Below are 21123 nucleotides of genomic sequence, written 5' to 3' on the forward strand. Positions count from 1 at the left end.
GCGACCAGCCCCCACCAAGCCGCACCCGACAGACGACCACTAGTGCCCGTTCTGAGCCAACCGCAGCAGATGCTCGGCCAGCGCCTGACCCCCCGTAGGGTTCCGGCTGATCAGCATCAGCGTGTCGTCACCGGCGATGGTCCCCAGGATGTCGTGCAGCTCGGCCTGATCAATGGCCGACGCGAGGAACTGCGCAGCCCCCGGAGGGGTCCGGAGCACCACGAGATTCGCCGAGGCCTCCGCAGAAATCAGCAGCTCCTGAGAGAGCCGCCGCATCCGCTCCTCCTTGGCGGACTCCCCCAACGGCGCCCGAGGGGTCCGAAAACCCCCCTCACTGGGCACCGCGTAGATGAGATCCCCGTCGGTGTTACGGATCTTCACCGCGTTCAGCTCGTCGAGGTCCCGGGAGAGCGTCGCCTGTGTGACGCTCAGCCCGTCGTCGGACAGCAGCTTGGCCAACTGGCTCTGTGACCGCACCGGTTGCCGGTTGAGGATGTCCACGATCCGGCGGTGGCGCGCGGTACGCGTCTGCGGCACGGCAGGCCCCGCGGCCCCGTTGTGCTCGTGATCCTGCGCATGACTCATCGTCGTCTCATTCTCCGGATCATCCGTCTCCCTCGGCGACACCCAGGATGCCGGGGAGAGCCTGAACAAGCGCGTCCACTTCGTTGTCGCCGAGGTTCAGCGGCGGCATCAGCCGTACGACATCGGGGGCGGGCGCGTTCACCAGGAATCCGGCCTCCTGAGCCGCCTGCTGCACCTTCGGCGCGAGCGGCTCGGTGAGCACGATACCCAGCAGGAGCCCCGCACCCCGGACCTGGGAGATCAAGGGGTGTCCGAGTGACTCGATTCCGTCCCGCAGCCTCTCGCTCTGCTGCTTGACGTTCTCCAGCAACCCGTCGTTCGCGATGGTGTCGAGGACGGCGAGACCGGCGGCGCACGCGACCGGGTTCCCGCCGAACGTCGTCCCGTGCTGCCCCGGCTGCAGCAGGTCCGCGGCCCGCCCGAAGGCGACGGTCGCGCCGAGCGGCAGTCCGCCGCCGAGCTGCTTGGCGAGGGTGACCACGTCCGGGAGGACGCCCTCGTGGGCCTGGTACTCGAACCAGTGTCCGGTACGCCCGATGCCGGTCTGCACCTCGTCGAGGACCAGCAGCGCGCCCTTGGCCGCCGTGATCGCCCGGGCCGCCTTGAGGTAGCCGGCCGGCGGTACCACGACGCCGTTCTCGCCCTGGATCGGCTCGATGACGACGAGAGCGGTGTCCTCAGTGACGGCGGCGGCCAGCGCCTGCGCGTCGCCGTACGGCACATGCGTGACGTCACCCGGCAGCGGCAGGAAGGGGTCCCGCTTGGCGGGCTGGCCGGTGAGCGCGAGGGCGCCCATGGTCCGGCCGTGGAAGCCGCCCTCGGTCGCGACCATGTGGGTGCGCCCGGTCAGCCGGCCGATCTTGAAGGCCGCCTCGACCGACTCGGCGCCGGAGTTGCAGAAGAAGACCTTGCCGTCCCGGCCGAAGAGCTGGAGCAGCCGTTCGGCGAGGGTGACGGTCGGCTCGGCCATGAAGAAGTTGGAGATGTGGCCGAGGGAGGCGATCTGCTTGCTGACGGCCTCGACGATCGCCGGGTGGGCATGGCCGAGCGCGTTGGTGGCGATGCCGCCGACGAAGTCGAGGTACTCCTTGCCCTCGGCGTCCCAGACCTTGAGTCCCGCACCGCGGACGAGCGGGAGGCGAGGGGTGCCGTAGTTGTTCATGAGCGAGCCCTGCCACCGCTGGGTCAGCTCCTGATTGTCGGTCATACGTCATCCCCCTCTTGCGCGTCCGGCACGACCATCGTGCCGATCCCCTCGTCGGTGAAGATCTCCAGCAGGATCGAGTGCTGGACCCGCCCGTCGATGACCCGGGCCGTGGTCACGCCGTTGCGCACGGCATGCAGACAGCCCTCCATCTTCGGGACCATGCCGGAGCTCAACTCCGGCAGCAGCTTCTCCAGTTGGGAAGCCGTGAGGCGGCTGATCACCTCGTCGCTGTGCGGCCAGTCCTCGTAGAGGCCCTCGACGTCCGTGAGGACCATGAGGGTTTCGGCGTCAAGAGCAGCAGCGAGTGCCGCAGCCGCCGTATCAGCATTGACGTTGTAGACATGGTGGTCGTCCTGGCTCCGGGCGATCGACGAGACGACCGGGATCCGGCCGTCGGCGAGCAGTGCCTCGATCGCGCCCGTGTCGATCTCGGTGATCTCGCCCACCCGCCCGATGTCGACCAACTCGCCGTCGATCTCGGGCTGGTGCTTGATGGCGGTGATGGTGTGCGCGTCCTCGCCGGTCAGTCCGACGGCGAGCGGCCCGTGTTCGTTGAGCAGATTGACCAGCTCGCGCTGCACCTGCCCGGCCAGCACCATCCGTACGACGTCCATGGCATCCTCGGTGGTGACCCGCAGGCCGGCCTTGAACTCGCTGACGATGCCGTGCTTGTCGAGGGCCGCGCTGATCTGCGGGCCGCCGCCGTGCACGACGACCGGCTTGAGCCCCGCGTGGTGCAGGAAGACGACGTCCTGGGCGAAGGCGGCCTTCAGGTCCTCGTCGATCATGGCGTTGCCGCCGAACTTGATGACGACGGTCTTGCCGTTGTGGCGGACCAGCCAGGGCAGCGCCTCGATGAGGATCTGGGCCTTGGGGAGCGCGGTGTGCTTTCGCGTGGTGCTCATGAGGAGTAGGCGCTGTTCTCGTGGACGTAGTCGGCGGTGAGGTCGTTGGTCCAGATGGTGGCGGTCTCGGAGCCGGCCGCGAGGTCGGCGACGATGTGCACCTCGCGGTAGCGCATGTCGACCTTGTCGCGGTCCTCCCCGACGCCGCCGTTCTTGCAGACCCAGACGCCGTTGATGGCGACGTTGAGCCGGTCGGGCTCGAAAGCGGCCTTCGTGGTGCCGATGGCACTCAGGACGCGGCCCCAGTTGGGGTCCTCGCCGTGGATCGCGCACTTGAGGAGGTTGTTGCGGGCGATGGAACGGCCGACCTCGACCGCGTCGTCCTCGCTGGCGGCGCCCACCACCTCGACCTTGATGTCCTTGCTGGCGCCCTCGGCGTCCCGGATCAGCTGCTGGCCTAGGTCGTCGCAGACGGTCCGTACCGCCTCGGCGAACTCCGCGTATTCCGGGGTGACGTCGGAGGCGCCGGAGGCGAGCAGCAGCACGGTGTCGTTGGTGGACATGCAGCCGTCGGAGTCGACACGGTCGAAGGTGGTCCGGGTGGCGGCCCGCAGGGCCCTGTCCAGGGCCTCGCTCTCCAGGTCCGCGTCGGTGGTGAGGACGACCAGCATGGTGGCGAGGCCGGGGGCGAGCATGCCCGCGCCCTTGGCCATGCCGCCGACGGTCCAGCCGTCCTTGGTCACGACGGACGTCTTGTGGACGGTGTCGGTGGTCTTGATGGCGATGGCGGCCTTCTCACCGCCGTGCTCGGACAGTTGAGCCGCGGCGGCCTCGACTCCCGGCAGGAGCTTGTCCATCGGGAGCAGCAGGCCGATGAGCCCGGTGGAGGCGACGGCCACCTCACCCGCGCCGATGTCCAGCACCTCGGCGACCTTCTCGGCGGTGGCGTGCGTGTCCTGGAAGCCCTTGGGGCCCGTACAGGCGTTGGCGCCACCGGAGTTGAGGACCACGGCCGACAGCTGGCCGCTCTTGAGGACCTGCTCGGACCACAGCACCGGCGCGGCCTTCACACGGTTGGAGGTGAAGACGCCGGCGGCGGCGCGGCGGGGCCCGGTGTTGACCACGAGGGCCAGGTCCGGGTTGCCGTTCTCCTTGATTCCGGCGGCGATGCCCGCCGCCTGGAATCCCTTGGCTGCCGTGACGCTCACGGTGCGACTCCGATCGTGGAAAGACCGAGCTCCTCGGGGAGACCGAGGGCGATGTTCATGCTCTGGACGGCACCGCCCGCGGTGCCCTTGGCCAGGTTGTCGATGGCGCTGATCGCGATGATGCGGCCCACGGACTCGTCGAGGGCGACCTGCACCTGAACGCCGTTCGAACCGTAGACGGACGCCGTGGCGGGCCACTGGCCCTCGGGGAGCAGATGGACGAAGGGCTCGTCGGCGAAAGCCTTCTCGTACGCGGCGCGGACGGACTCGGCGGTGACGCCGGGCTTCGCCTTGGCGCTGCACGTGGCGAGGATGCCGCGAGGCATCGGCGCCAGGGTCGGCGTGAAGGAGACACTCACCCTGGAACCGGCCGCCGCGCTGAGGTTCTGGACGATCTCGGGCGTGTGCCGGTGGCCGCCGCCGACGCCGTACGGCGACATGGAGCCCATGACCTCGCTGCCCAGCAGGTTCGGCTTGGGCGCCTTGCCCGCGCCGGAGGTGCCGGAGGCGGCGACGATCACGGCCTCGTCCTCGGCGATTTTGGCGGCGTAGGCCGGGAAGAGGGCGAGCGTGACGGCGGTCGGGTAGCAACCGGGCACCGCGATGCGCCTGGTCCCGGTGAGCCGGGCGCGGGCACCCGGCAGTTCGGGAAGGCCGTAGGGCCAGGTGCCGGCGTGCGCGGAGCCGTAGAACTTCTCCCAGTCGGCCGCGTCCTCGAGCCGGAAGTCGGCGCCCATGTCCACGACGAGGACGTCCGGGCCGAGCTGGTCGGCGACGGCGGCGGACTGCCCGTGGGGCAGGGCGAGGAAGACGACGTCATGTCCGGCGAGGACGTCGGCCGTGGTCTCCTGGAGTACCCGGTCGGCCAGCGGCAGCAGATGCGGCTGCAGCGTGCCGAGCCGCTGTCCGGCGTTGGAGTTGCCGGTCAGGGCGCCGATCTCGACCTCGGGGTGCGCCAGGAGCAGCCGCAGGACCTCACCGCCCGCGTATCCGCTCGCTCCGGCCACCGCCGCACGTACCGCCATGTCATCCTCCTCCTGGATGGCATGACTATACGTTTCGCTGCACGTTTATGCAACCGAATGCATACTCACGCCCTCCGCCGACGCAGGGCCCCGAACGCGCCGAACCCGACGAGAGCGACCAGCGCACCGCCTCCGACCGCCGCCCCCAGCCGCAGACCGGGCGGACGGAAGCCGCAGGTGACACTGGACGAGGTGCCGTCGAGCGGCACGGCGATCAGCCCGTGGTACGCCTTCGCGGGTACGGCGGCCGCGTCACCGGCGGCGCAGCGCCAGCCGGCGATCCGGGGCGCGGCCACGACGGCGACGCCCTTGCTGCCCGCAGGGAGCCGGGCCCGGATCGTGCCGCCGGAGCCGGAGACGGTCACCTCGGTGGCGCCGGTGGCCTTGAGCTGTCGTACGGCGGTGTGCAGGCGGCCGGTGTCCAGGCAGCCGACCGCCTGGTCCGGCACGACGCCCATCCGGTTCGGCGACAGCTCGATCGTGAGACGCCCGGAGTCCGGGACCGTGCCGAGCCGCTGCATGGCGGCGATCTTGGTGAGGGGCCGCCAGTCGGCCCGGAACCGGCCGGTCAGCCCCTGGGCCGAGGGTCCGACGAGCCGTGCGGTGCCCGCGAAGTACGGCGCCCAGAGGTAGACCTCGTCCCCCGCGGCGCACCTGGCGGTGATCGTCGCCTTCCCTCCTGTGCGCACCCCCTGCCGCCGGTCGGTACTGCGGTCCGGCCGCTTCCCGGCACCGTTGAGGACGGTGATGCGGGGCAGGGTGTAGACGCGGGCGCCCAGCAGCAGCTCCTGGTTGCGGTACGGCGACGGCCCGAAGGCACCGGTCGCGGCGGACGGCCGTACCGTCACCAGGGGCGGGACGTCCTCGCGGGTCACGGTCTCCCCGGTGCCGTCCTGGGGGAACCAGTTCTGATGCGGGTCCGGCGGGGAGTGCACCCGGGCGCCGACGGAGAAGAGGACGTCCGTCACCGCGTTGTCCAGGCTCTGGAGGCTGCGGCCGCCGGAGGTCCAGCCGCCGCCGAGGGCGGTGAGCGTGCTGCTGAGCACGGCGGAGGTGTGGCTGCTGTAGTACTGGGCGCCCTGCCCGCCGACCTCCAGCGGGTCGTTGCCGACGGTCTGTTCCCGGCCCGGGTCGGTGCGGTAGCGGGGCCAGCCGTCGGCCTGCGCGACCGCGTCGGCCTGGTCCTGCTGCCGGGCGCCCCAGGGGGCGTAGTCGTCCATGTGCCCGAACCGCATCCGGGTGGCCACGGCGTCGGTGGCGGTGGCCTCGCCCAGCTGCGCTCCGACGAGCAGTACGGCGGCGAGCGCCGCCGGGGCCATGCGCAGTACCGGTCGCTCACGGCCGAGCAGGATCAGCCCGGCCAGCGCGACCAGCGACGCCGTCACGAAAACCGGCCAGGCGAAGGAACGGACCAGCTGACTGCCGCTCGCGACGACCGCGATCAGCGCGAGCAGTCCGGCCGCCGCGCCCAGGGCCCGCCGGTCGAGGGGGCCGTAGGAGAGCGTGTGCCAGGCGGCGATCACCAGCAGCGCGCACACCACGAAGGTCTGCCGGTACGAACTGCCCTGCGGCGCGGCGAAGGCGTGCCAGAGCAGATGGGTCGGGCCCCACTGCATCGACAGGGTCACGACGAGCACCAGCAGCGTCCACCCCGCGCGCACCCGGCGGGGTGCCGCGCGGTGGAAGGGCAGGGCCAGGGCGAGCAGGAGGGCCGTGGTGCCGACGAAGAGGGCCGGGGAGCCGAAGCTGTACGTCGTCGGCAGCAGCCGGGCCAGCAGGTCGTCCGCGCCCACCGGAGCGAACCGGGTGAACCGGCCCTCGGAGGCGTGCGCGCTCCCGAAGTACACGACCGTCACCAGGGGTGCGGCCAGGCCCATGCCCAGCGCGGAGGTCAGGGCGGCCCGGCCCGCGGCGGTGAGCCTGCGTCGGCGGGGCAGGTCGGCCAGCCACAGCCGGACCAGGAACACGAGAGCGGCGGCGAGGGTGGCCATGTACGCGGTGTAGAAGTTGGCGATCCAGGCGGCCGTCACGACCAGCACCCCGACCAGCGGGCGCCTGCCGCTCAGGATCCACTCGCCGACCAGGCACAGCAGCGGCAGGGCGATCAGCCCGTCGAGCCACATGAGGTTGTACGAGGCGGTCGCCACGGTCCATCCGCACAGGGCGTAGGACGCGCCCAGCAGGCCGGCCGCCCACCAGCGCCCGGGACGCAGCCTCAGCAGCAGCCAGGCCATGGCGGCACCGGCGCACGCGATCTTCAGCACGGTGATCACGTACACCGCGAGATCGATCTCGTCCCTCGGGAACACCGCCACGAGCAGGGCGAACGGGCTGGTGAGGTAGGTGCCGAGGTCGGGCAGGAAGCTGGTGCCGAATCCCGACTGCCAGTTGACCAGGAGCCCGCCGGTGCCCCGCCCGTGCAGCAGGTCCCACAGGTGGGCGTGGAACGGCACGTACTGGTTTCCCAGGTCGTTGACGTTCCGGGTGCGCGGTCCGAAGGGGTAGCTGCGCGCGACGGCGTCGGCCGCGCAGAGCACGACGGCGGTGATGGTCGCCGCCAGCAGAGCGGCCTGCCCCGGTCCGGGCGGCGGCCGCTCCCCCGTGCGGTCGTTCGCTGTCTTCGGTTCGGGCGGGACGGTCGGTCGCACACCCTGTTGACTGGTCAATTCAGGCCCCCGTCCGGGGCGTTCACCCCGTGCGTTGTTGCTACGCCGATTTAGACCAGGGGTGCATACGGTTGGTTGTCCGACCGCCGATGGCGGTGAAGTGAACTCCGTACGACCCGGAAGCCAACGGCGGCCGAGGGGGACGTACGGGCGGAGGGAGCCGACATGAGCGAGAGCACCACCCGCGAGGAGCGTTTCGCGCGCGGCCTGGAGATGCTGGGGAGCGTCAATCCCGAGGTGGGACAGCTGGTCGTCGACTCACTCGCCGACATCAGCCCGGAGATGGGCCACCAGGTCATCGCCTGGGGATTCGGCGAGATCTACTCTCGACCACAACTCGCGCCCCGTGACCGCCAGTTGGTCACGCTGGGCATGCTCACCGCGCTCGGTGGCTGCGAGACCCAGCTGGAGGTGCACATCAACACGGCCCTCAACGTGGGCCTCACCCCCGAGCAGATCGTCGAGGCACTGTTGCAGTCGGCCGGCTACTGCGGGTTCCCCAGGGCCCTGAACGCCACGGCCGTGGCGAAGAAGGTGTTCGGCGAGCGGGGGCTGCTGCCCGTCGGACAGCAGCCCGCCGACCCGTCGGCTACCTCTGCCTGATCCTCAGGAAGGTGACCGAGTTCGCCGGGAAGGTGTACGAGAACTTCCCGGCGACCCCGTCGAAGGTGGACTTCACCGGGGCGACCGCGGTCGACGTCTCACTGTTCACGGCGTCCGGGCCGGCCGCGAGCGTGGTCACCCGGGCCTTGGAGGCCACCTTGGCGCCGCCCAGGTCGATGGCCGTACGCGCGGCCGCGTTCTGGGCGTTGACGACCTTGACGATCAGGTCACCGGTCTTCTTGTCGTGGGTGACGACCTGACGGAACGGCTCGGCCGGCTTGTCGTCGGTGAAGCTGCCCCACTCCTGTCCGTCGAGGTAGAGGGTCACCTGACGGCCGCGCACCTTGACGTCGATGTCGTAGGTACGGCCGGTCTCGACCGATCCGGCCTTGGAGATCAGCGTCGACTTGCCGCCGTCCACGGCCTGTTCGACGGCGCTCTGGGTGTTGTTCCAGCCGCCGATGTTCCACCAGTAGTAGTTGCCGGTGTCCTTGACGCCGAAGGCGACGAGGAAGCCCTCCTTGCCGGCCTTCTTGGTGGCCTTCGCCTTCAGGTCGTAGTCGTGCCAGGACGGGTCACCGGCCGAGACCATGGTGTTCTCTGCGTTCACGTCCGTCTGTACGTACTGCCCGTCCTGGACGCTCCAGCTGCCGCCACCGGTGTGGGTCCACTGCGAGGCATCCCCGCTGAAGTCGTCGGTGAGCAGGGTGCTCCCGTCGGCACCGGTGACCCGCACATCGTCGTACGCCGCCGTCGTCGCCCACGTCGAAAGGCCCACGGCTCCGGTGATCGGGGCGAGCAGTGAGGGCGTTCCGGTGGCCGTCGAGGGCACCACGCGGTCGCCGACGTTGGTCATGAACAGCTTCTGGACCTCGTAGTTGGCGGAGTTCCAGGAGGCGTGGTTGTTGAACCAGATCAGGTCCGGGCGCCACTGGACGTAGTCCTCGTTGGCGAACAGCGGGGCGTAGGAGGCGAGTTTGACGACGTCGGCGTTGCGCTCCAGGCCCGTCATGAACGCCGCCTCGGTCAGGGCGTTCATGAAGGTGTTGCCCTGGGAGGCGTACTCGCCGAGGAAGACCTTCGGGCCGCTGTGGTCGTAGGAGTCGTAGCGGTCGTTGTTCTGCAGGAACCACTGCGGGCTGTTGTAGTAGTGCTCGTCGACCATGTCGACCTTGGCGTCCTTGTTGAGCTGCCAGGCCGTGTCGAAGGTCGTACCGGAGTCGTCCGGGCCGGAGTTGGAGATCACCTGGATGTCCGGGTACTTCGCCTGGATGGCGGCGCGGAACTCCTTGAACCGGGCGAAGAACTCGTTCGGCAGGTTCTCCTCGTTGCCGACCTCGATGTGGGTGAGGTGGAAGGGCTTGGCGTGGCCCATCTTCGCCCGCGCCTTGCCCCACGTGGAGCTCGCCGGGCCGTTGGCGAACTCGATGAGGTCGAGGGTGTCCTGGATGTGCCGCTTGAGCAGTGCCTCGTCGACGACGGCCTTGTTCTGACCGCAGCCGGTCACCAGCGCGGGGACCACGGGCAGCGGCATGGCGCCGATGTCCTCGGAGAGGCGGAAGTACTCGTAGTAGCCGAGGCCGTAACTCTGGTTGTAGCCCCAGAAGTTGGCGTTGGTCGCGCGCTGCTCGACCGGGCCGATGGTGTCCTTCCACTGGTACGAGCGCTTGCGCTGCCAGCCGGAGGCCGTGCTGTAGTCCTCCATGGACCCCGTGTTCACCAGGCAGCCGCCGGGGAAGCGCACGAAGCCCGGGTGCAGGGCGGCGATCTTCTCGGCGAGGTCCTTGCGCAGCCCGTTGGGTTCACCGCGGTAGGTGTCGCGCGGGAAGAGGGACACCATGTCGAGGGCGGCCGCGGCGGAGGAGGCCACGGTGAGGCGGCCGTCGGAGCTGGTCCGGGTCGCGGTGAAGGTTGCCTTGTACTGGGCCCAGCCGCTCTTCGTCACGGCCACCTGGCGCGCGGTGGCGAGTGCCCCGTCGGCGTCCTGCAAGGAGACCGCGAGAGCCGTACCGGCCTCTGCGCGGGCCCACACCGAGAAGTCGTACTTCTTGCCCTCGTCCACGTGGATGCCGGTGTTGTATCCGGCGTTGGTGACGGACGAACCGGCGCCCAGCAAGAGGTAGTTGCGGTTGCGCTCGCCCAGCCGTCCGTCGTCGTTCACCACCTGGCCGGCGCCGGAGACCGTCCACGAGGTCAGCGGGGTGTACGAGGAGTTGTCGGCGGTGGAGTACTCGAAGGACCGGTTCTGCACGAGTTCGGCGTACAGACCGCCGTCGGCGGCCCGGTTGATGTCCTCGAAGAAGACGCCGTACATCGTGTCGTCGATCTTCGCGCCCCGGGCGGCCGGGTCGACGGTGATCGCGTAGTCGGTGACGTCCTCGGCATGGGCGGGGGCGGGGACCAGACCGGCGGCCACCAGGAAGGCGGTGGCGCCGAGACCGAGTCTCCAGCGGGTGCGTGACATGAATACTCCGCGGCTCTCTGTCGAAAGTGACGTTCGAAATACCAAACGATGATCAGCACTTCGAACGGCAAGATAGGGAGGGTGTAAGAGAGCGTCAACGGGTCGCGCGAGACCGAAAGTGTCGGAAGTGAGGGACGGATGAGCGAGTTCTGGCCAGTGACGGATGTGCTGACGTATCTGGCCGGGGACTGGCGGACCGAGCGAACCGTGCGGGATCTGGCCGACGGAGACGAAGGGGAGTTCTCCGGTACGACCGCTTTCGGCCGAGTGGAAGCCGGTGGACTGGTGTCCCAGGAGTCGGGCATCTTCGTCTGGCAGGGCGTCCCGCGCCCCGCGGAACGCACACTCCGCTTCCTGCCGGGCAGGACTCCGGGCACGGCCGACGTCCGCTTCTCCGACGGGCGCCCCTTCCACGACCTGGACCTGACGTCCGGCCACCATGTCGCCGACCACCCCTGCGCGGCGGACCTCTACCGCGGCGACTTCAGCGTCCTGGACGTGGACCACTGGCGCACGGTGTGGCGGGTCGGCGGCCCGGCGAAGGACCTGGTCCTGACGACCGACTACACGCGCGAGGGCTGAGCCGGGGCGCCCTCGAAACGGAGATTCCACCGGCCGGCCCTGCCGGTCACGGTGGTCGCCGACAGCGGACGTACGTCGATGTTCCAGTAGGTCGACGGCGGGGCCTTCAGCGCGTAGACCAGGGCTGCGCGGATCACGGCCGGTTCGGCGACGGCGACGATACGGCCGCCGTCGCCGACGGGCCGGGTGTCGAGCCAGCCGCCGACGCGGGTGATGAAGTCGAGCAGTGACTCGCCGCCGTGCGGGGTCGCCCGCGGGTCGGCGAGCCAGGCGTCCACGGACTCCGGCTCGCGGGCCATCGCCTCGCCGAGGGTCAGCCCGCGCCAGCGCCCCATGTCGCAGTCGCGCAGAGCGAGTTGGACCAGCGGGGAGTAACCGAGGGCGTCCCCGGTGGCACGGCTGCGCGGAGTGGGCGAGCAGTACCGCAACTCGGCCGCCGCGAGCGGCAGCAGGTCGTGCGCCACGCCCAGCACCTCGTCCCAGCCGGCCTGGTCGAGCGGACGGTCGTCCTCGAACCGCTCCGCGAGCAGTGAGGAGCTGCGCGCGGCGGCGACGAACGTGACCCGTAGTTGCATGCGGCGATCGTGAGCTGTGAAAGTGCGCAGGTCAAGAGGCGTTACCGGGGAGTTATCCAGGGTGCGCCGGGGCTCACTGCCCGAAGACGAGCGCCATCCAGTGATCCGGCTTCGCGAGCGGCGCGAAGCCGAGCTTCTCGTACACCCCGTGGGCGTCGTGGGTGGCGAGCAGAATGCGTTTGAGGCCGTAGGGCCGCAGGTGCTCGCGCACGGCACCGACCAACGCCGTACCGATCCCCTCGCCCCGCACGGACCGGTCCACGTACACGTCGCACAGCCAGGCGAAACTGGCCAGGTCGGTGATCACGCGGGCATAAGCCACCTGATCCCCCGATTCCATCGCGTACACGCCGAAGTTGAGCGACCCGGCGATCGCCCGGTCCTGCTTCTCCCGCGGCCGGCCGATCGCCCAGTACGCGTCGGTCGACAGCCAGTGGTGCACCCGCCCGGCGTCGATGCGGTCGGGGTCGGTGGAGATCTCGTAGCCCTCGGCGAGGGGTGGGGTGTCGGTCATGGACGTGACGTTGGCAGTCACGGACGGCGGAGTCGAGCGTTTTTCGCCGGGAGCACCTCGTCACAGGCCGTGCGGAGGCGCCGTACCCCTTCCGCGATCTCCCCCACCCCGGCCACGGCCGCGAAGCTCAGCCTCACATGGCCCGCCGGGGGTTCCGCGCTGAAGTACGGGCGGCCGGGGGTGATCGCGACGCCCGCGCGCAGGGCCGCGGTGGTCAGGGCGGCCTCGTCCGTGCCGTCCGGGAGGCGCAGCCAGAGGTGGTAGCCGCCCGACGGGATGTGCGGCAGGGCGAGTTCGGGCAGTTCGAGGCGGAGGGTGGCGGTCATGGCGTCCCGGCGGGCCTTCAACTCCGCCGAGATCGTGCGCAGATGACGGGGCCAGGCCGGGGAGCCGACGAGTTCCAGGGCCGCTTCCTGGAGCGGGCGGGGGACGAAGAAGGTGTCGACGATCTGGATCGCGCGGAGCCGCTCCAGCACCGGGCCGCGAGCGGCGAGCGCGCTCACCCGGAAGCTGGGCGAGGTCGCCTTGGTCAGGGAGCCGACATGGACGACGACCCCGTCGGGATCGTCGGCGGCCAGCGGTCGCGGCAGCGGGCCGGCGTCCTCGTGCACGAGCCGTCGTACGAAATCGTCCTCGACGACGAAGGCCCCGGCCTCGCGGGCGATGCGCAGCACCTCGCCCCGGCGCTCGGGGGCCAGCACAGCGCCGGTCGGGTTCTGGAACAGCGGCTGGCAGACGAACACCCGGGCGCCGGTCGCCCGGAAGGCGTCGGCGAGCAGGGCCGGTTTCACACCGTCCGCGTCCACCGGGACGGGGACGGGGCGAAGGCCGGCGGAGCGCGCGATCGCCAGCATGCCGGGATAGGTGGGCGACTCGACGAGCACGGGTGCGCCGGGCGGGGCCAGCGCGCGCAACGCCGTCGTGAGCGCCGACTGGCCGCCCGCGGTGATCAGCACCTCCGCTGCCGTGACGGCACCGCCGATGTTCCGCGCGAACCACTCGCGCAGTTCCGGCAGACCCTCCGTCGGCGGTCGGCCCCAGGCTCCGGGTCGGCGGCCGGCGCGCGCCAGGGCCGCGGACATGGCGCGCTCCGGCTGCAGGGAGGGGTGCAGATAGCCGCCGTTGAACTCGACCACTCCGGGCGGCGGGGCGGCCAGCGAGACCAGGACACCGGACGCGTCCACCGAGCGCGGTACGAGGTCTGCGGCGCCGTCCGCGCTGAGCGCGACCTCCTGCCAGGAGGTGTCCCCGGCCGGAGCGGCGGAAGTACGCGCCGCCGCCCGGTAGGCACCCGCGCCCGGCCGGGTGACCACAAGCCCCTCGGCGGCGAGCTGGGCGAGGGCACGCGAGACGGTCACCGGGCTGACTCTGAACCGGTCGACCAGGGCCCGGCTCGATGGGAGCTTTCCACCAGGAGAGTATCGGTCAAGCTCTTGCCGCAGCTGTTTTGCGAGGTCGGTGACGCTGCTACGCTCTTGCATGAGAGTACAGAGTAGCGCTATCGCATCGACCGGGATAGCGGTCCCCGCTCCCACCAAGAGCTTCGGCACCCTCCAGGCCGCCCTCGGCGTCGCCGCCTTCTCCCTCACCTTCCCCGCCACGGCGTGGGGTCTTGAGGGCTTCGGGCCCTGGTCCCTCGTCGCCGTGCGCAGCGTCCTCGCGGCCCTCATCGCCGCGGGCTGTCTGTCGGCGCTGCGGGTCCCGATGCCGAGCCGCCGTGACCGGCCGGGACTCGCGGTCGTCGCCCTCGGGGTGGTGGTCGGCTTCCCGCTGCTGACCACGCTCGCCCTGCAGACGTCCACCACCGCGCACGCCGCCGTCGTGGTGGGTCTGCTGCCCCTGACGACCGCGCTGCTGTCGGCCCTGCGCATGGGCACCCGCCCCTCGCGCACCTTCTGGACGGCCGCCCTCGCGGGCGCGGCCGCGGTGGTCGCCTTCACGGTGCAGCAGAGCGGGGGCGCCCTGACCACCGCCGACCTGTATCTCTTCGCCGCGCTCCTGGTGTGCGCCGCCGGCTACACCGAGGGCGGCCGGCTGGCCCGGGTGATGCCCGGCTGGCAGGTCATCGCCTGGGCGCTGGTGCTGTGCCTGCCGATCGGCGTGCCGGCGGCGGCGCTCGCGCTGTCGTACGAACCGGTGCACCTCACCGTGCACAGCGTCGCCGGGCTGCTGTGGGTGGCGGCGGGCTCGCAGTTCCTCGGCCTGGTCGTCTGGTACCGGGGCATGGCGGCGATCGGGATCCCCAAGGCCAGCCAGTTGCAGTTGGCCCAGCCCCTGCTCACACTGGTGTGGTCGGTGCTGCTGCTCGGCGAGCACCTGACGGTGGCCGCCCCGCTGACGGCCGCGGCGGTGCTCGTGTGCATCGCCGTCACCCAGCGGGCGCGGGGCTGAGCGGCGCGCACGCGCCGGTCTCAATCGGGCTCCCGCGCCGTAAAATCGGGGCCACGGACCGCTGCTCCCGCACTTGGTGAGGAGACCCAGACGATGCGTGCAACCGTGGGCGACCAGCTTGTCCAGCACGGCAGGGTGGTCGGACAGCAGGACAAGGTCGGCGAGATCGTCGAAGTGCTGGGTCAGGAGGGCAACCCCCCGTACCGCGTCCGCTTCGAGGACGGGCACGAGGGCGTGTGCTCACCCGGCCCCGACACCGAGATCAGGCACCGGTTCCAGCAGACCGGCCGGTGACACGGCGCGGGGGAGCCGCCGGCGCCTGGTAGTGGTCGGCGACCACCCGCGCCATCGCCCCGATCGGGTCCGAGGCGAGCTCCCGCGCGGCGAAGAAGACATGCCCGCGCACCTGCTTGCAGTCGCGCGCGAGCGTGAGGTGCCGGGACAGTTCCGCGGGGTCCTGCCAGGCCGCGGGCTGCGCCGGGTCCCCCGCCTTGTAGAGGGCCTCGCCCAGGTACAGCTTGGTCCTGCTCCCCTGCGCCTGCTTCGCCCACCAGGGCACCAGTTTCGCGTAGTCGGCGGCGGCGAAGCCGATGTTCCAGTAGAGCTGCGGCACGAGGTAGTCGATCCAGCCCTCGCGCACCCACTTGCGGGTGTCCGCGAAGTTGTCGTCGTACGACTGCACCCCCGCGCGTGTGTCCGAGCCGAGCGGGTCGGTGGCGGCGTTGCGCCACACCCCGAAGGGGCTGATGCCGAACTGTGCGGTGGGCCGGATCCGTTTGATGCGGGCCGCGGTCTCCAGGACCAGCTTGTCGATGTTGTCCCGCCGCCAGTCGGCCCGGTTCGGGAAGGCGCCGCCGTACGCGTCGTAGGCCGCGTCGTCGTCGAAGGTCTGGCCGGCCACCGGGTACGGGTAGAAGTAGTCGTCGAAGTGGACCGCGTCCACCGGGTACCTGTGCAGCGCGTCGAGGATCGCGTCCTGGACGAAGGCGCGGACCTCGGGCAGCCCGGGGTTGTAGTAGAGCTTCCCGCCGTACGTCACCACCCAGTCCGGGTGCCGGCGGGCGGGGTGGGAGGCGACCAGCCGGGTCGGGTCCGCGTGGTTGGCGATGCGGTACGGGTTGAACCAGGCGTGCAGTTGCAGGCCCCGCCGGTGCGCCTCGGCCACGGCCGTGCCGAGCGGGTCCCAGCCGGGGTTCTCGCCCTGGGTCCCGGTGAGGTACTGCGACCAGGGCTCGTACGGCGAGGGCCACAGGGCGTCGGCGGTGGGCCGTACCTGGAACATCACCGCGTTCAGGCGGTCCGCCGCCGCCCGGTCGAGGTGGGCGATCAGCTCCGCGCGCTGCTGTGCGGCGGTCAGCCCCGGCTTGGACGGCCAGTCCCGGTTGGACACGGTGGCGAGCCACACGCCCCGCATCCCGGTCGCCGCCCGCCTCGGATGCCGCGGTGCCGCCGCCGCTCCCGAGGCCGAGGCCGAGGTCATGGTCGACAGCGCAGCCAACGCGAAGGCCCGGCGCGACAGACGCCCCATGTGCACACTCCCCCAACACCATGGATCCGCTCGGTCACGGATCGTCTCCGCGCCCCAGAATGCCCGACGGATGACGGACCCCGGCGATCGATCATCGATACTTGAGAGTAACGTGCACGAACGGAGCAGGAACCGGACAACGGCCGACCTGCCACCAGGTGAAGATCAGCGAAAGGGACGAAGTGACGGACTTCCCGGCGGGAGACATCGCGCGCGTCGGAGTGGTGGGCTGCGGCCAGATGGGGGCGGGCATCGCCGAGGTGTGCGCCCGCGCCGGCCTGGACGTGAAGGTCGCCGAGACCACCGGCGAGGCCCTGGAGATCGGCCGCACCCGGCTGTTCAACTCCCTGACCAAGGCCGCCGAACGGGGCAAGATCACGGAAGACGAGCTGGCGGCGACGCAGGCACGTCTGAGCTTCACCACCGACCTCGGCGAGTTCGCCGACCGCGACCTGGTCATCGAGGCCGTCGTGGAGAACGAGCAGGTCAAGACCGAGATCTTCCAGGTGCTCGACCAGGTGGTGACCCGCCCGGACGCGATCCTGGCCTCCAACACCTCGTCCATCCCGCTGGTGAGGCTGGCGGTCGCCACCTCGCGGCCCGACCAGGTCGTCGGCATCCACTTCTTCAACCCGGCCCCGGTGCAGAAGCTCGTCGAGCTGATCCCGGCGCTCACGACGTCGGAGGGCACGCTGGCCCGCGCCCAGCAGTTCGCCGAGAAGCTGCTCGGCAAGCACGCGATCCGCGCCCAGGACCGCTCCGGCTTCGTGGTCAACGCGCTGCTGATCCCGTATCTCCTGTCCGCGATCCGGATGTTCGAGTCGGGCATCGCGAGCCGCGAGGACATCGACAACGGCATGGAGCTGGGCTGCGCCCACCCGATGGGCCCGCTGAAGCTGTCCGACCTGATCGGCCTGGACACCGTCGCCTCGGTGGCCTTCTCGATGTACGAGGAGTACAAGGAGCCGCTGTACGCCGCTCCCCCGCTGCTCCAGCGCATGGTCGACGCCGGCCGGCTCGGCCGGAAGTCCGGCTCCGGCTTCTACACCTACGACTGACCCGCACCCTGTCCGTTCCAGGGTGCTGATGACACAGTGCTACGAACGCGGGCCCGGCACTCTTCCGAGTGCCGGGCCCGTGGCATTCACACACCGTGTGCGCGCCGGGCCCGCATATGCCCGTCGCACACTCTCCCCACGCGCCCACCAGGCGAGTTGACTCTTCATGCGCATGCAAGGGATGTGACGACTACGGAAAGGAGCGGACCAGTGACCGCCGAACCGGAGCATCCCGTGATCCATGGAGAACTCGCAGAGTTACGACGCCGCCTCGATGTCGCGTACGCCCGCGTCGAGGGAGGCCTCGCACTGCTCAGTCACCGTACGGAGGAGACGGACAAGGAGATCGACGATCTGAGCGCACGGATCATCGCCCTGGAGCACGCCCGCTGGCCGCTTCCCGCGGTTGCGGCGATCACCGCCGTGGGCGCGCTCGTCGTGGCGATCTGGCAGGCCCTCGGTCACTGAGGCTTCGGGACGCTCGGGTGGGGGATCAGGGCCAGGGTCTGTCCGGCGGATCAGGCCGGCTGAAAGCAGTGCGGACCGGCCGAGCCGAGCCCGCGACGCCGGGATGATCCGCCGGACAGGCCCTAAGTGTCCTGACCGAGCCTCAGATGGTGCAACAGGAGTAACGCGGCCGCCATGTTGGCGGCCGGGACCTCCCCACGGGCGACCATGTCGGGAACGAGCTTCAGGGGGACCCATTCCCGGCGGTCCGACTCGAAGTCGTCCACGGGGTGCCCGACGTACTCGCCCTCGTCGGCCCAGTAGATGTGGTGCCGGGCGTCGGTGAGCCCGTTGGAGGGCTCCACGCTCATGAGGTGCTGGAGCGGGCCCGGTCGCCAGCCGGTCTCTTCCTCGAGTTCCCTGGCGGCCGCGACGGCGATGTCCTCGCCGTCCTCGACCACACCCGCGGCGAGTTCCCAACCCCAGCTGTCGGTGATGAAACGGTGACGCCACAGCAGGAGGACCTCGTTGGCCTCGTTCACCACCGTGGCGACGGCGACGGGCCGCAGTCGTATCAGGAAGTGGTCGAGATGCCGACCGTCCGGCAACTCGACATCGGCCAGATTGACGCTGAACCAGCGATTTTCATACACAGTTTGTTCGTTCTGTTTCGTCCACTGCACAGTTCTGCCACCTTCCGTCGAGTAAGTGGCAATATCGCAGCAGGGACTGTGGCTGTCGGCGTACGCGTGCCCTCCTACAGCGGTACGCGCAGTGCGCCGTCGATCAGTTCGGCTGCCTCGGCGGTGCCCGCGCAGCCGCTGCGGACCAGGTGCTCGCGGACCGCTCTGAGTCTGTCGCGCAGCCGCTGGGACTCCATTCCCCGCGCCTGTTCCGCCATCTGTACGGCGGTGGCCACCGCCTTGTCGGCGTTGCCCTGACGCAGTTCGATCGTGCTGAGCATGGCGAGGCGGTGCACCCGGCCCCGGTCATGGGCCGGGTTGTCGACGGCGGCCGCGGCGTGAGCGGCCGCCGCCGCGAGCTCGCCGAGGCTGAGGAGCGCCTCCGCCACCTGGACGTTGACGAGGCCCGGCTGGACATAGCCGGTCTCATCGGGCTCGTAACCCCGCCGGATGCGTTCGGCGGCCTGCTCGGCCCGCCGGATGCAGGACAGCGCGGTCGTACCGTCGCCGAGGTGGGCGTACGCCTTGGCCTGCATCGCGTAGAGATCACAGGCGAGCGCCGGGGTGATGTGCTTGCCGGCGGCCCGCAGCGCGGCCTCCGCGAAGGCGACGGCCTGGCGGTACTCCCGCATGAACAGGGCCTGGTTGACCAGCAGCGCGATGACATACGCGCCGAGTCCGCGGTCGCCGCTGGCCTTGGCGAGCCTGAGGGCCTGGTGGAAGTAGCGCTGGGCGAGGCCGTGGGCATCGGAGTCGTAGGCGCAGATCCCGGCGACGGCGACCAACCCGCCGGTGGCGCGGTGCAGTTGGCGGCCCGTCTCGTCGGTGTAGCTGCCGCGCAGCAGCGGGGCGGCCTCGGCGTTGAGGAAGCCGACGATCCGGGTGCGGGTCGCTATGCCGCCGGCCTTGCGGTACATCTGCTCGTAGTGGGTGCGGGCCGCGCGGAGCATCGCGATGTCGGAGTGGGTGACCCGGTGCCGGCCGCCTCGGGAGACGTCGACGTCCTCGGGCGGGTTCTCCCACTCCCACACGGGCATGACGGCCGGCGTGCCGGTGACCGCGGGGGCGCCCAGGATGTGCGGGCGCTGCTGTTCGTCGGAGCGCCACAGCGCGGTGGCCCGCTCGACGAAACCGGACAGCGAGGTGCCGTGCGGGGCCGAGGGTTCGCCGGGCACGCCGAGGCCGATGTCGTCGAGGGTGACGGGACGTTGGAGCCGGCCCGCGAGCACCTCGCAGATCAGGTCGGGCACCTGACCGCGCGGGCGCTGGCCCTTCAACCACCGCGCCACGGCGGTGTGTTCGTACCTGAGCGCGAGGCCGCGTGCCCTCCCGGCCTGATTCACATGTGCGGCAAGCCCGGCGTGCGAGATCCCGGCTTCGTCGAGGATCGCGTCGAGCAGAGTGTTGGGCTGCATCTGTGCCCCCCGGGTGGCTCGGTGCCGACAGATTAGTGGGTTCGTCTTCACACGGGGTGTGAACGGAGTGCTCGAATCCGCAGGGTGTGCGCACTGTCGCGGAGAGTTTCCACCCGGTTGACTGAAATACCTCGTAAGAGGCCGGCCGGGCCGCCTGCTCCCCCTCGTACAGTGCGGTGGCCCGGCCGTGGGCTGAACCGTGCCGCTAGAGGTGCGTTGTCGGCTGCGGGTGCATCGTGGCTGGTGGCGCGGTTCCCCGCGCCCCTGAGGTAGACGGGTGTTGCCGTTCGTTTCTCAGCACCAGTAGGGCGACGTCGTCCGTTGGGGTACCGCCCGTGTGGTGCCGTAGGGAGTCGAAAACAGCACCTAGTACACCGTTGGGTGCGCTCCGCGATGCTTCACGAAGTACCTCCGGCAAAGAAAAGAACCGGCCATGAGCATCCCTGGCGTCCTCGGCACCGTCCGTGTGCAGGACCAGGGTTTCGTCCGGCAGCAGATGGCCGCGGTGGAGTCCCGACAAGTCGCAGGGCAGCGGGAACGGGCCGAGGGGTGGCAGGGGGTCCGCAGAGGAAAGTGATTCGACCCTTGATCCACTGAGCAAGTACGGCCAAGGATGACCGCAGTTCAGTGCGCGCAGCTCACCGTCCCCACCGATCTCGAGCAGCAGTACGGTGACGAACTCCTCGGCGGCCGTACCGTCACGTTCGGTGCGCTCCCTCAGGTGCCGGGCGAACGCACGGTCCAGTCTGCGCAGCACCCCGGCGAGTTCGGGCTCGTCGTGGACGGCCTCACGAAAGCTGCCGAGGACCGCGGCGGCCGTACCGATGGCGGCGAGGCCGTGGCCGCGGACATCGCCCATGACGACCCGTACACCGTGTTCCGTGGCGACGGCCTCGTACAGGTCGCCGCCGATGGTGGCGCCCCGGTCGGCGGACATCTGGGCCGCGGCCACGGTGAGCCCGCCGATGCGCGGGGGCAACGGGCGCAGCAGCGCTCTCTGGGCGGCGCCCGCGACCTGGCGGGCCTGTCTGAGCTCCCGCAGCAGGGCGCGCCGGACATGGACGATCAGTCCGGTGCCCACCGCGAAGAACACGGCGCTGCTGGCGACCCGCGCGCCCAGGCCGTTCTGCTGCGCGAGCGGGCAGGTCAGCTTGTACGTGATCGCGGCGGCGCCCCACACCGTGGGCAGCCCGAACGTCAGCACACGGCGCGACTTCCGGTGACCTCTGCGGACGGCGAGGCGAACGGCACGCCCGACACGAGGCACCGCAGCCCTCAAGCACTTCATGCCGATGGCCCCCCAACTAGGCCCTGCACACGCAATCGG

20 protein-coding genes are annotated in these 21123 nt (G+C 70.5%); 6 read left to right on the forward strand and 14 right to left on the reverse strand.

Going from position 1 to position 21123, the window contains the following annotated elements:
- Positions 1 to 39: 39 nt before the first annotated feature.
- The 6 genes from QF027_RS09855 to QF027_RS09880 form a co-directional block, all read right to left on the reverse strand.
- Complete coding sequence (locus QF027_RS09855; RefSeq protein WP_306984089.1) at positions 40 to 585, reverse strand: arginine repressor; 546 nt, start codon at positions 583 to 585, stop codon at positions 40 to 42.
- A gap of 19 nt (positions 586 to 604) precedes the next feature.
- Entirely contained in the window at positions 605 to 1792 is a 1188-nt protein-coding gene (locus QF027_RS09860; RefSeq protein ID WP_307073990.1) for an acetylornithine transaminase, read from the reverse strand.
- Positions 1789 to 2697, reverse strand: a complete 909-nt coding sequence (gene argB / locus QF027_RS09865) for an acetylglutamate kinase (protein ID WP_306984086.1) — start codon at positions 2695 to 2697, stop codon at positions 1789 to 1791. Before argB ends, QF027_RS09860 begins: the two co-directional genes overlap by 4 nt.
- On the reverse strand, positions 2694 to 3845 hold the full coding sequence (argJ, locus tag QF027_RS09870; protein ID WP_307073992.1) for a bifunctional glutamate N-acetyltransferase/amino-acid acetyltransferase ArgJ: 1152 nt from the start codon (positions 3843 to 3845) through the stop codon (positions 2694 to 2696). The genes argB and argJ overlap by 4 nt, the downstream gene beginning before the upstream one ends.
- Positions 3842 to 4870: an N-acetyl-gamma-glutamyl-phosphate reductase gene (gene argC, locus QF027_RS09875; RefSeq protein ID WP_306984082.1), complete on the reverse strand. Its 1029-nt coding sequence runs from the start codon at positions 4868 to 4870 to the stop codon at positions 3842 to 3844. Before argC ends, argJ begins: the two co-directional genes overlap by 4 nt.
- A 65-nt stretch (positions 4871 to 4935) precedes the next feature.
- Entirely contained in the window at positions 4936 to 7518 is a 2583-nt protein-coding gene (locus QF027_RS09880) for a YfhO family protein (RefSeq protein ID WP_307073994.1), read from the reverse strand.
- A 183-nt stretch (positions 7519 to 7701) separates the two neighbouring features.
- Here QF027_RS09880 and QF027_RS09885 point away from each other — a divergent pair, with 183 nt between their 5' ends.
- On the forward strand, positions 7702 to 8139 hold the full coding sequence (locus tag QF027_RS09885; RefSeq protein ID WP_031056191.1) for a carboxymuconolactone decarboxylase family protein: 438 nt from the start codon (positions 7702 to 7704) through the stop codon (positions 8137 to 8139).
- Here QF027_RS09885 and QF027_RS09890 read toward each other — a convergent pair.
- On the reverse strand, positions 8126 to 10603 hold the full coding sequence (locus QF027_RS09890; protein WP_307073996.1) for an alpha-L-arabinofuranosidase C-terminal domain-containing protein: 2478 nt from the start codon (positions 10601 to 10603) through the stop codon (positions 8126 to 8128). The genes QF027_RS09885 and QF027_RS09890 overlap by 14 nt on opposite strands.
- 138 nt (positions 10604 to 10741) lie before the next feature.
- Between QF027_RS09890 and QF027_RS09895 the strand changes: the two genes are divergently transcribed.
- Positions 10742 to 11185: a DUF6314 family protein gene (locus QF027_RS09895; protein ID WP_307073998.1), complete on the forward strand. Its 444-nt coding sequence runs from the start codon at positions 10742 to 10744 to the stop codon at positions 11183 to 11185.
- Here QF027_RS09895 and QF027_RS09900 read toward each other — a convergent pair.
- The 3 genes from QF027_RS09900 to QF027_RS09910 all read right to left on the reverse strand — a co-directional run bounded on the left by QF027_RS09900 (position 11167) and on the right by QF027_RS09910 (position 13755).
- A complete protein-coding gene (locus QF027_RS09900; RefSeq protein WP_306984073.1) occupies positions 11167 to 11760 on the reverse strand; it encodes a histidine phosphatase family protein in 594 nt (197 codons plus the stop codon). The genes QF027_RS09895 and QF027_RS09900 overlap by 19 nt on opposite strands.
- Positions 11761 to 11833: 73 nt before the next feature.
- The gene (locus QF027_RS09905) at positions 11834 to 12274 is read right to left on the reverse strand and encodes a GNAT family N-acetyltransferase (RefSeq protein WP_307074000.1); all 441 of its coding nucleotides are present in this window, start codon (positions 12272 to 12274) and stop codon (positions 11834 to 11836) included.
- Between the two features lie 17 nt (positions 12275 to 12291).
- On the reverse strand, positions 12292 to 13755 hold the full coding sequence (locus QF027_RS09910; protein WP_306984068.1) for an aminotransferase-like domain-containing protein: 1464 nt from the start codon (positions 13753 to 13755) through the stop codon (positions 12292 to 12294).
- On the opposite strand from QF027_RS09910, the gene QF027_RS09915 reads away from it, so the two are divergent.
- The gene (locus tag QF027_RS09915) at positions 13754 to 14665 is read left to right on the forward strand and encodes a DMT family transporter (RefSeq protein ID WP_307074003.1); all 912 of its coding nucleotides are present in this window, start codon (positions 13754 to 13756) and stop codon (positions 14663 to 14665) included. The two genes, QF027_RS09910 and QF027_RS09915, sit on opposite strands and share 2 nt — an antisense overlap.
- Before the next feature lie 93 nt (positions 14666 to 14758).
- Complete coding sequence (locus QF027_RS09920) at positions 14759 to 14959, forward strand: DUF1918 domain-containing protein (protein WP_307074004.1); 201 nt, start codon at positions 14759 to 14761, stop codon at positions 14957 to 14959.
- Here the strand turns inward: QF027_RS09920 and QF027_RS09925 are convergent.
- Positions 14928 to 16193: a glycoside hydrolase family 10 protein gene (locus QF027_RS09925; RefSeq protein WP_307074007.1), complete on the reverse strand. Its 1266-nt coding sequence runs from the start codon at positions 16191 to 16193 to the stop codon at positions 14928 to 14930. The genes QF027_RS09920 and QF027_RS09925 overlap by 32 nt on opposite strands.
- Before the next feature lie 158 nt (positions 16194 to 16351).
- Here QF027_RS09925 and QF027_RS09930 point away from each other — a divergent pair, with 158 nt between their 5' ends.
- Together QF027_RS09930 and QF027_RS09935 are read left to right on the forward strand one after the other, a co-directional pair.
- Entirely contained in the window at positions 16352 to 17251 is a 900-nt protein-coding gene (locus QF027_RS09930; protein WP_306984062.1) for a 3-hydroxybutyryl-CoA dehydrogenase, read from the forward strand.
- A gap of 210 nt (positions 17252 to 17461) precedes the next feature.
- Positions 17462 to 17719 (forward strand): hypothetical protein, encoded by a 258-nt coding sequence (locus tag QF027_RS09935; RefSeq protein WP_057614266.1) that lies wholly within the window; start codon positions 17462 to 17464, stop codon positions 17717 to 17719.
- 122 nt (positions 17720 to 17841) lie between these two features.
- Here QF027_RS09935 and QF027_RS09940 read toward each other — a convergent pair whose 3' ends face one another.
- The 3 genes from QF027_RS09940 to QF027_RS09950 all read right to left on the reverse strand — a co-directional run bounded on the left by QF027_RS09940 (position 17842) and on the right by QF027_RS09950 (position 21084).
- Positions 17842 to 18381, reverse strand: a complete 540-nt coding sequence (locus QF027_RS09940) for an NUDIX hydrolase (protein ID WP_306984059.1) — start codon at positions 18379 to 18381, stop codon at positions 17842 to 17844.
- Positions 18382 to 18455: 74 nt separating this feature from the next.
- Positions 18456 to 19796: a transcriptional regulator gene (locus tag QF027_RS09945; protein ID WP_306984057.1), complete on the reverse strand. Its 1341-nt coding sequence runs from the start codon at positions 19794 to 19796 to the stop codon at positions 18456 to 18458.
- A 205-nt stretch (positions 19797 to 20001) separates the two neighbouring features.
- Positions 20002 to 21084 (reverse strand): PP2C family protein-serine/threonine phosphatase, encoded by a 1083-nt coding sequence (locus QF027_RS09950; RefSeq protein ID WP_373432411.1) that lies wholly within the window; start codon positions 21082 to 21084, stop codon positions 20002 to 20004.
- Between the last annotated feature and the right edge of the window lie 39 nt (positions 21085 to 21123).

Source organism: Streptomyces canus (assembly GCF_030816965.1).
Classification (GTDB): domain Bacteria; phylum Actinomycetota; class Actinomycetes; order Streptomycetales; family Streptomycetaceae; genus Streptomyces; species Streptomyces canus_E.

Bases quoted from the DNA above. Each gene is read 5' to 3' on its own strand.
- QF027_RS09855 (WP_306984089.1), bottom strand. From the start codon at position 585: ATGAGTCATGCGCAGGATCACGAGCACAACGGGGCCGCGGGGCCTGCC.
- QF027_RS09860 (WP_307073990.1), bottom strand. From the start codon at position 1,792: ATGACCGACAATCAGGAGCTGACCCAGCGGTGGCAGGGCTCGCTCATG.
- argB (WP_306984086.1), bottom strand. From the start codon at position 2,697: ATGAGCACCACGCGAAAGCACACCGCGCTCCCCAAGGCCCAGATCCTC.
- argC (WP_306984082.1), bottom strand. From the start codon at position 4,870: ATGGCGGTACGTGCGGCGGTGGCCGGAGCGAGCGGATACGCGGGCGGT.
- QF027_RS09885 (WP_031056191.1), top strand. From the start codon at position 7,702: ATGAGCGAGAGCACCACCCGCGAGGAGCGTTTCGCGCGCGGCCTGGAG.
- QF027_RS09890 (WP_307073996.1), bottom strand. From the start codon at position 10,603: ATGTCACGCACCCGCTGGAGACTCGGTCTCGGCGCCACCGCCTTCCTG.
- QF027_RS09895 (WP_307073998.1), top strand. From the start codon at position 10,742: ATGAGCGAGTTCTGGCCAGTGACGGATGTGCTGACGTATCTGGCCGGG.
- QF027_RS09900 (WP_306984073.1), bottom strand. From the start codon at position 11,760: ATGCAACTACGGGTCACGTTCGTCGCCGCCGCGCGCAGCTCCTCACTG.
- QF027_RS09905 (WP_307074000.1), bottom strand. From the start codon at position 12,274: ATGACCGACACCCCACCCCTCGCCGAGGGCTACGAGATCTCCACCGAC.
- QF027_RS09915 (WP_307074003.1), top strand. From the start codon at position 13,754: ATGAGAGTACAGAGTAGCGCTATCGCATCGACCGGGATAGCGGTCCCC.
- QF027_RS09910 (WP_306984068.1), bottom strand. From the start codon at position 13,755: ATGCAAGAGCGTAGCAGCGTCACCGACCTCGCAAAACAGCTGCGGCAA.
- QF027_RS09920 (WP_307074004.1), top strand. From the start codon at position 14,759: ATGCGTGCAACCGTGGGCGACCAGCTTGTCCAGCACGGCAGGGTGGTC.
- QF027_RS09925 (WP_307074007.1), bottom strand. From the start codon at position 16,193: ATGGGGCGTCTGTCGCGCCGGGCCTTCGCGTTGGCTGCGCTGTCGACC.
- QF027_RS09945 (WP_306984057.1), bottom strand. From the start codon at position 19,796: ATGCAGCCCAACACTCTGCTCGACGCGATCCTCGACGAAGCCGGGATC.
- QF027_RS09950 (WP_373432411.1), bottom strand. From the start codon at position 21,084: ATGAAGTGCTTGAGGGCTGCGGTGCCTCGTGTCGGGCGTGCCGTTCGC.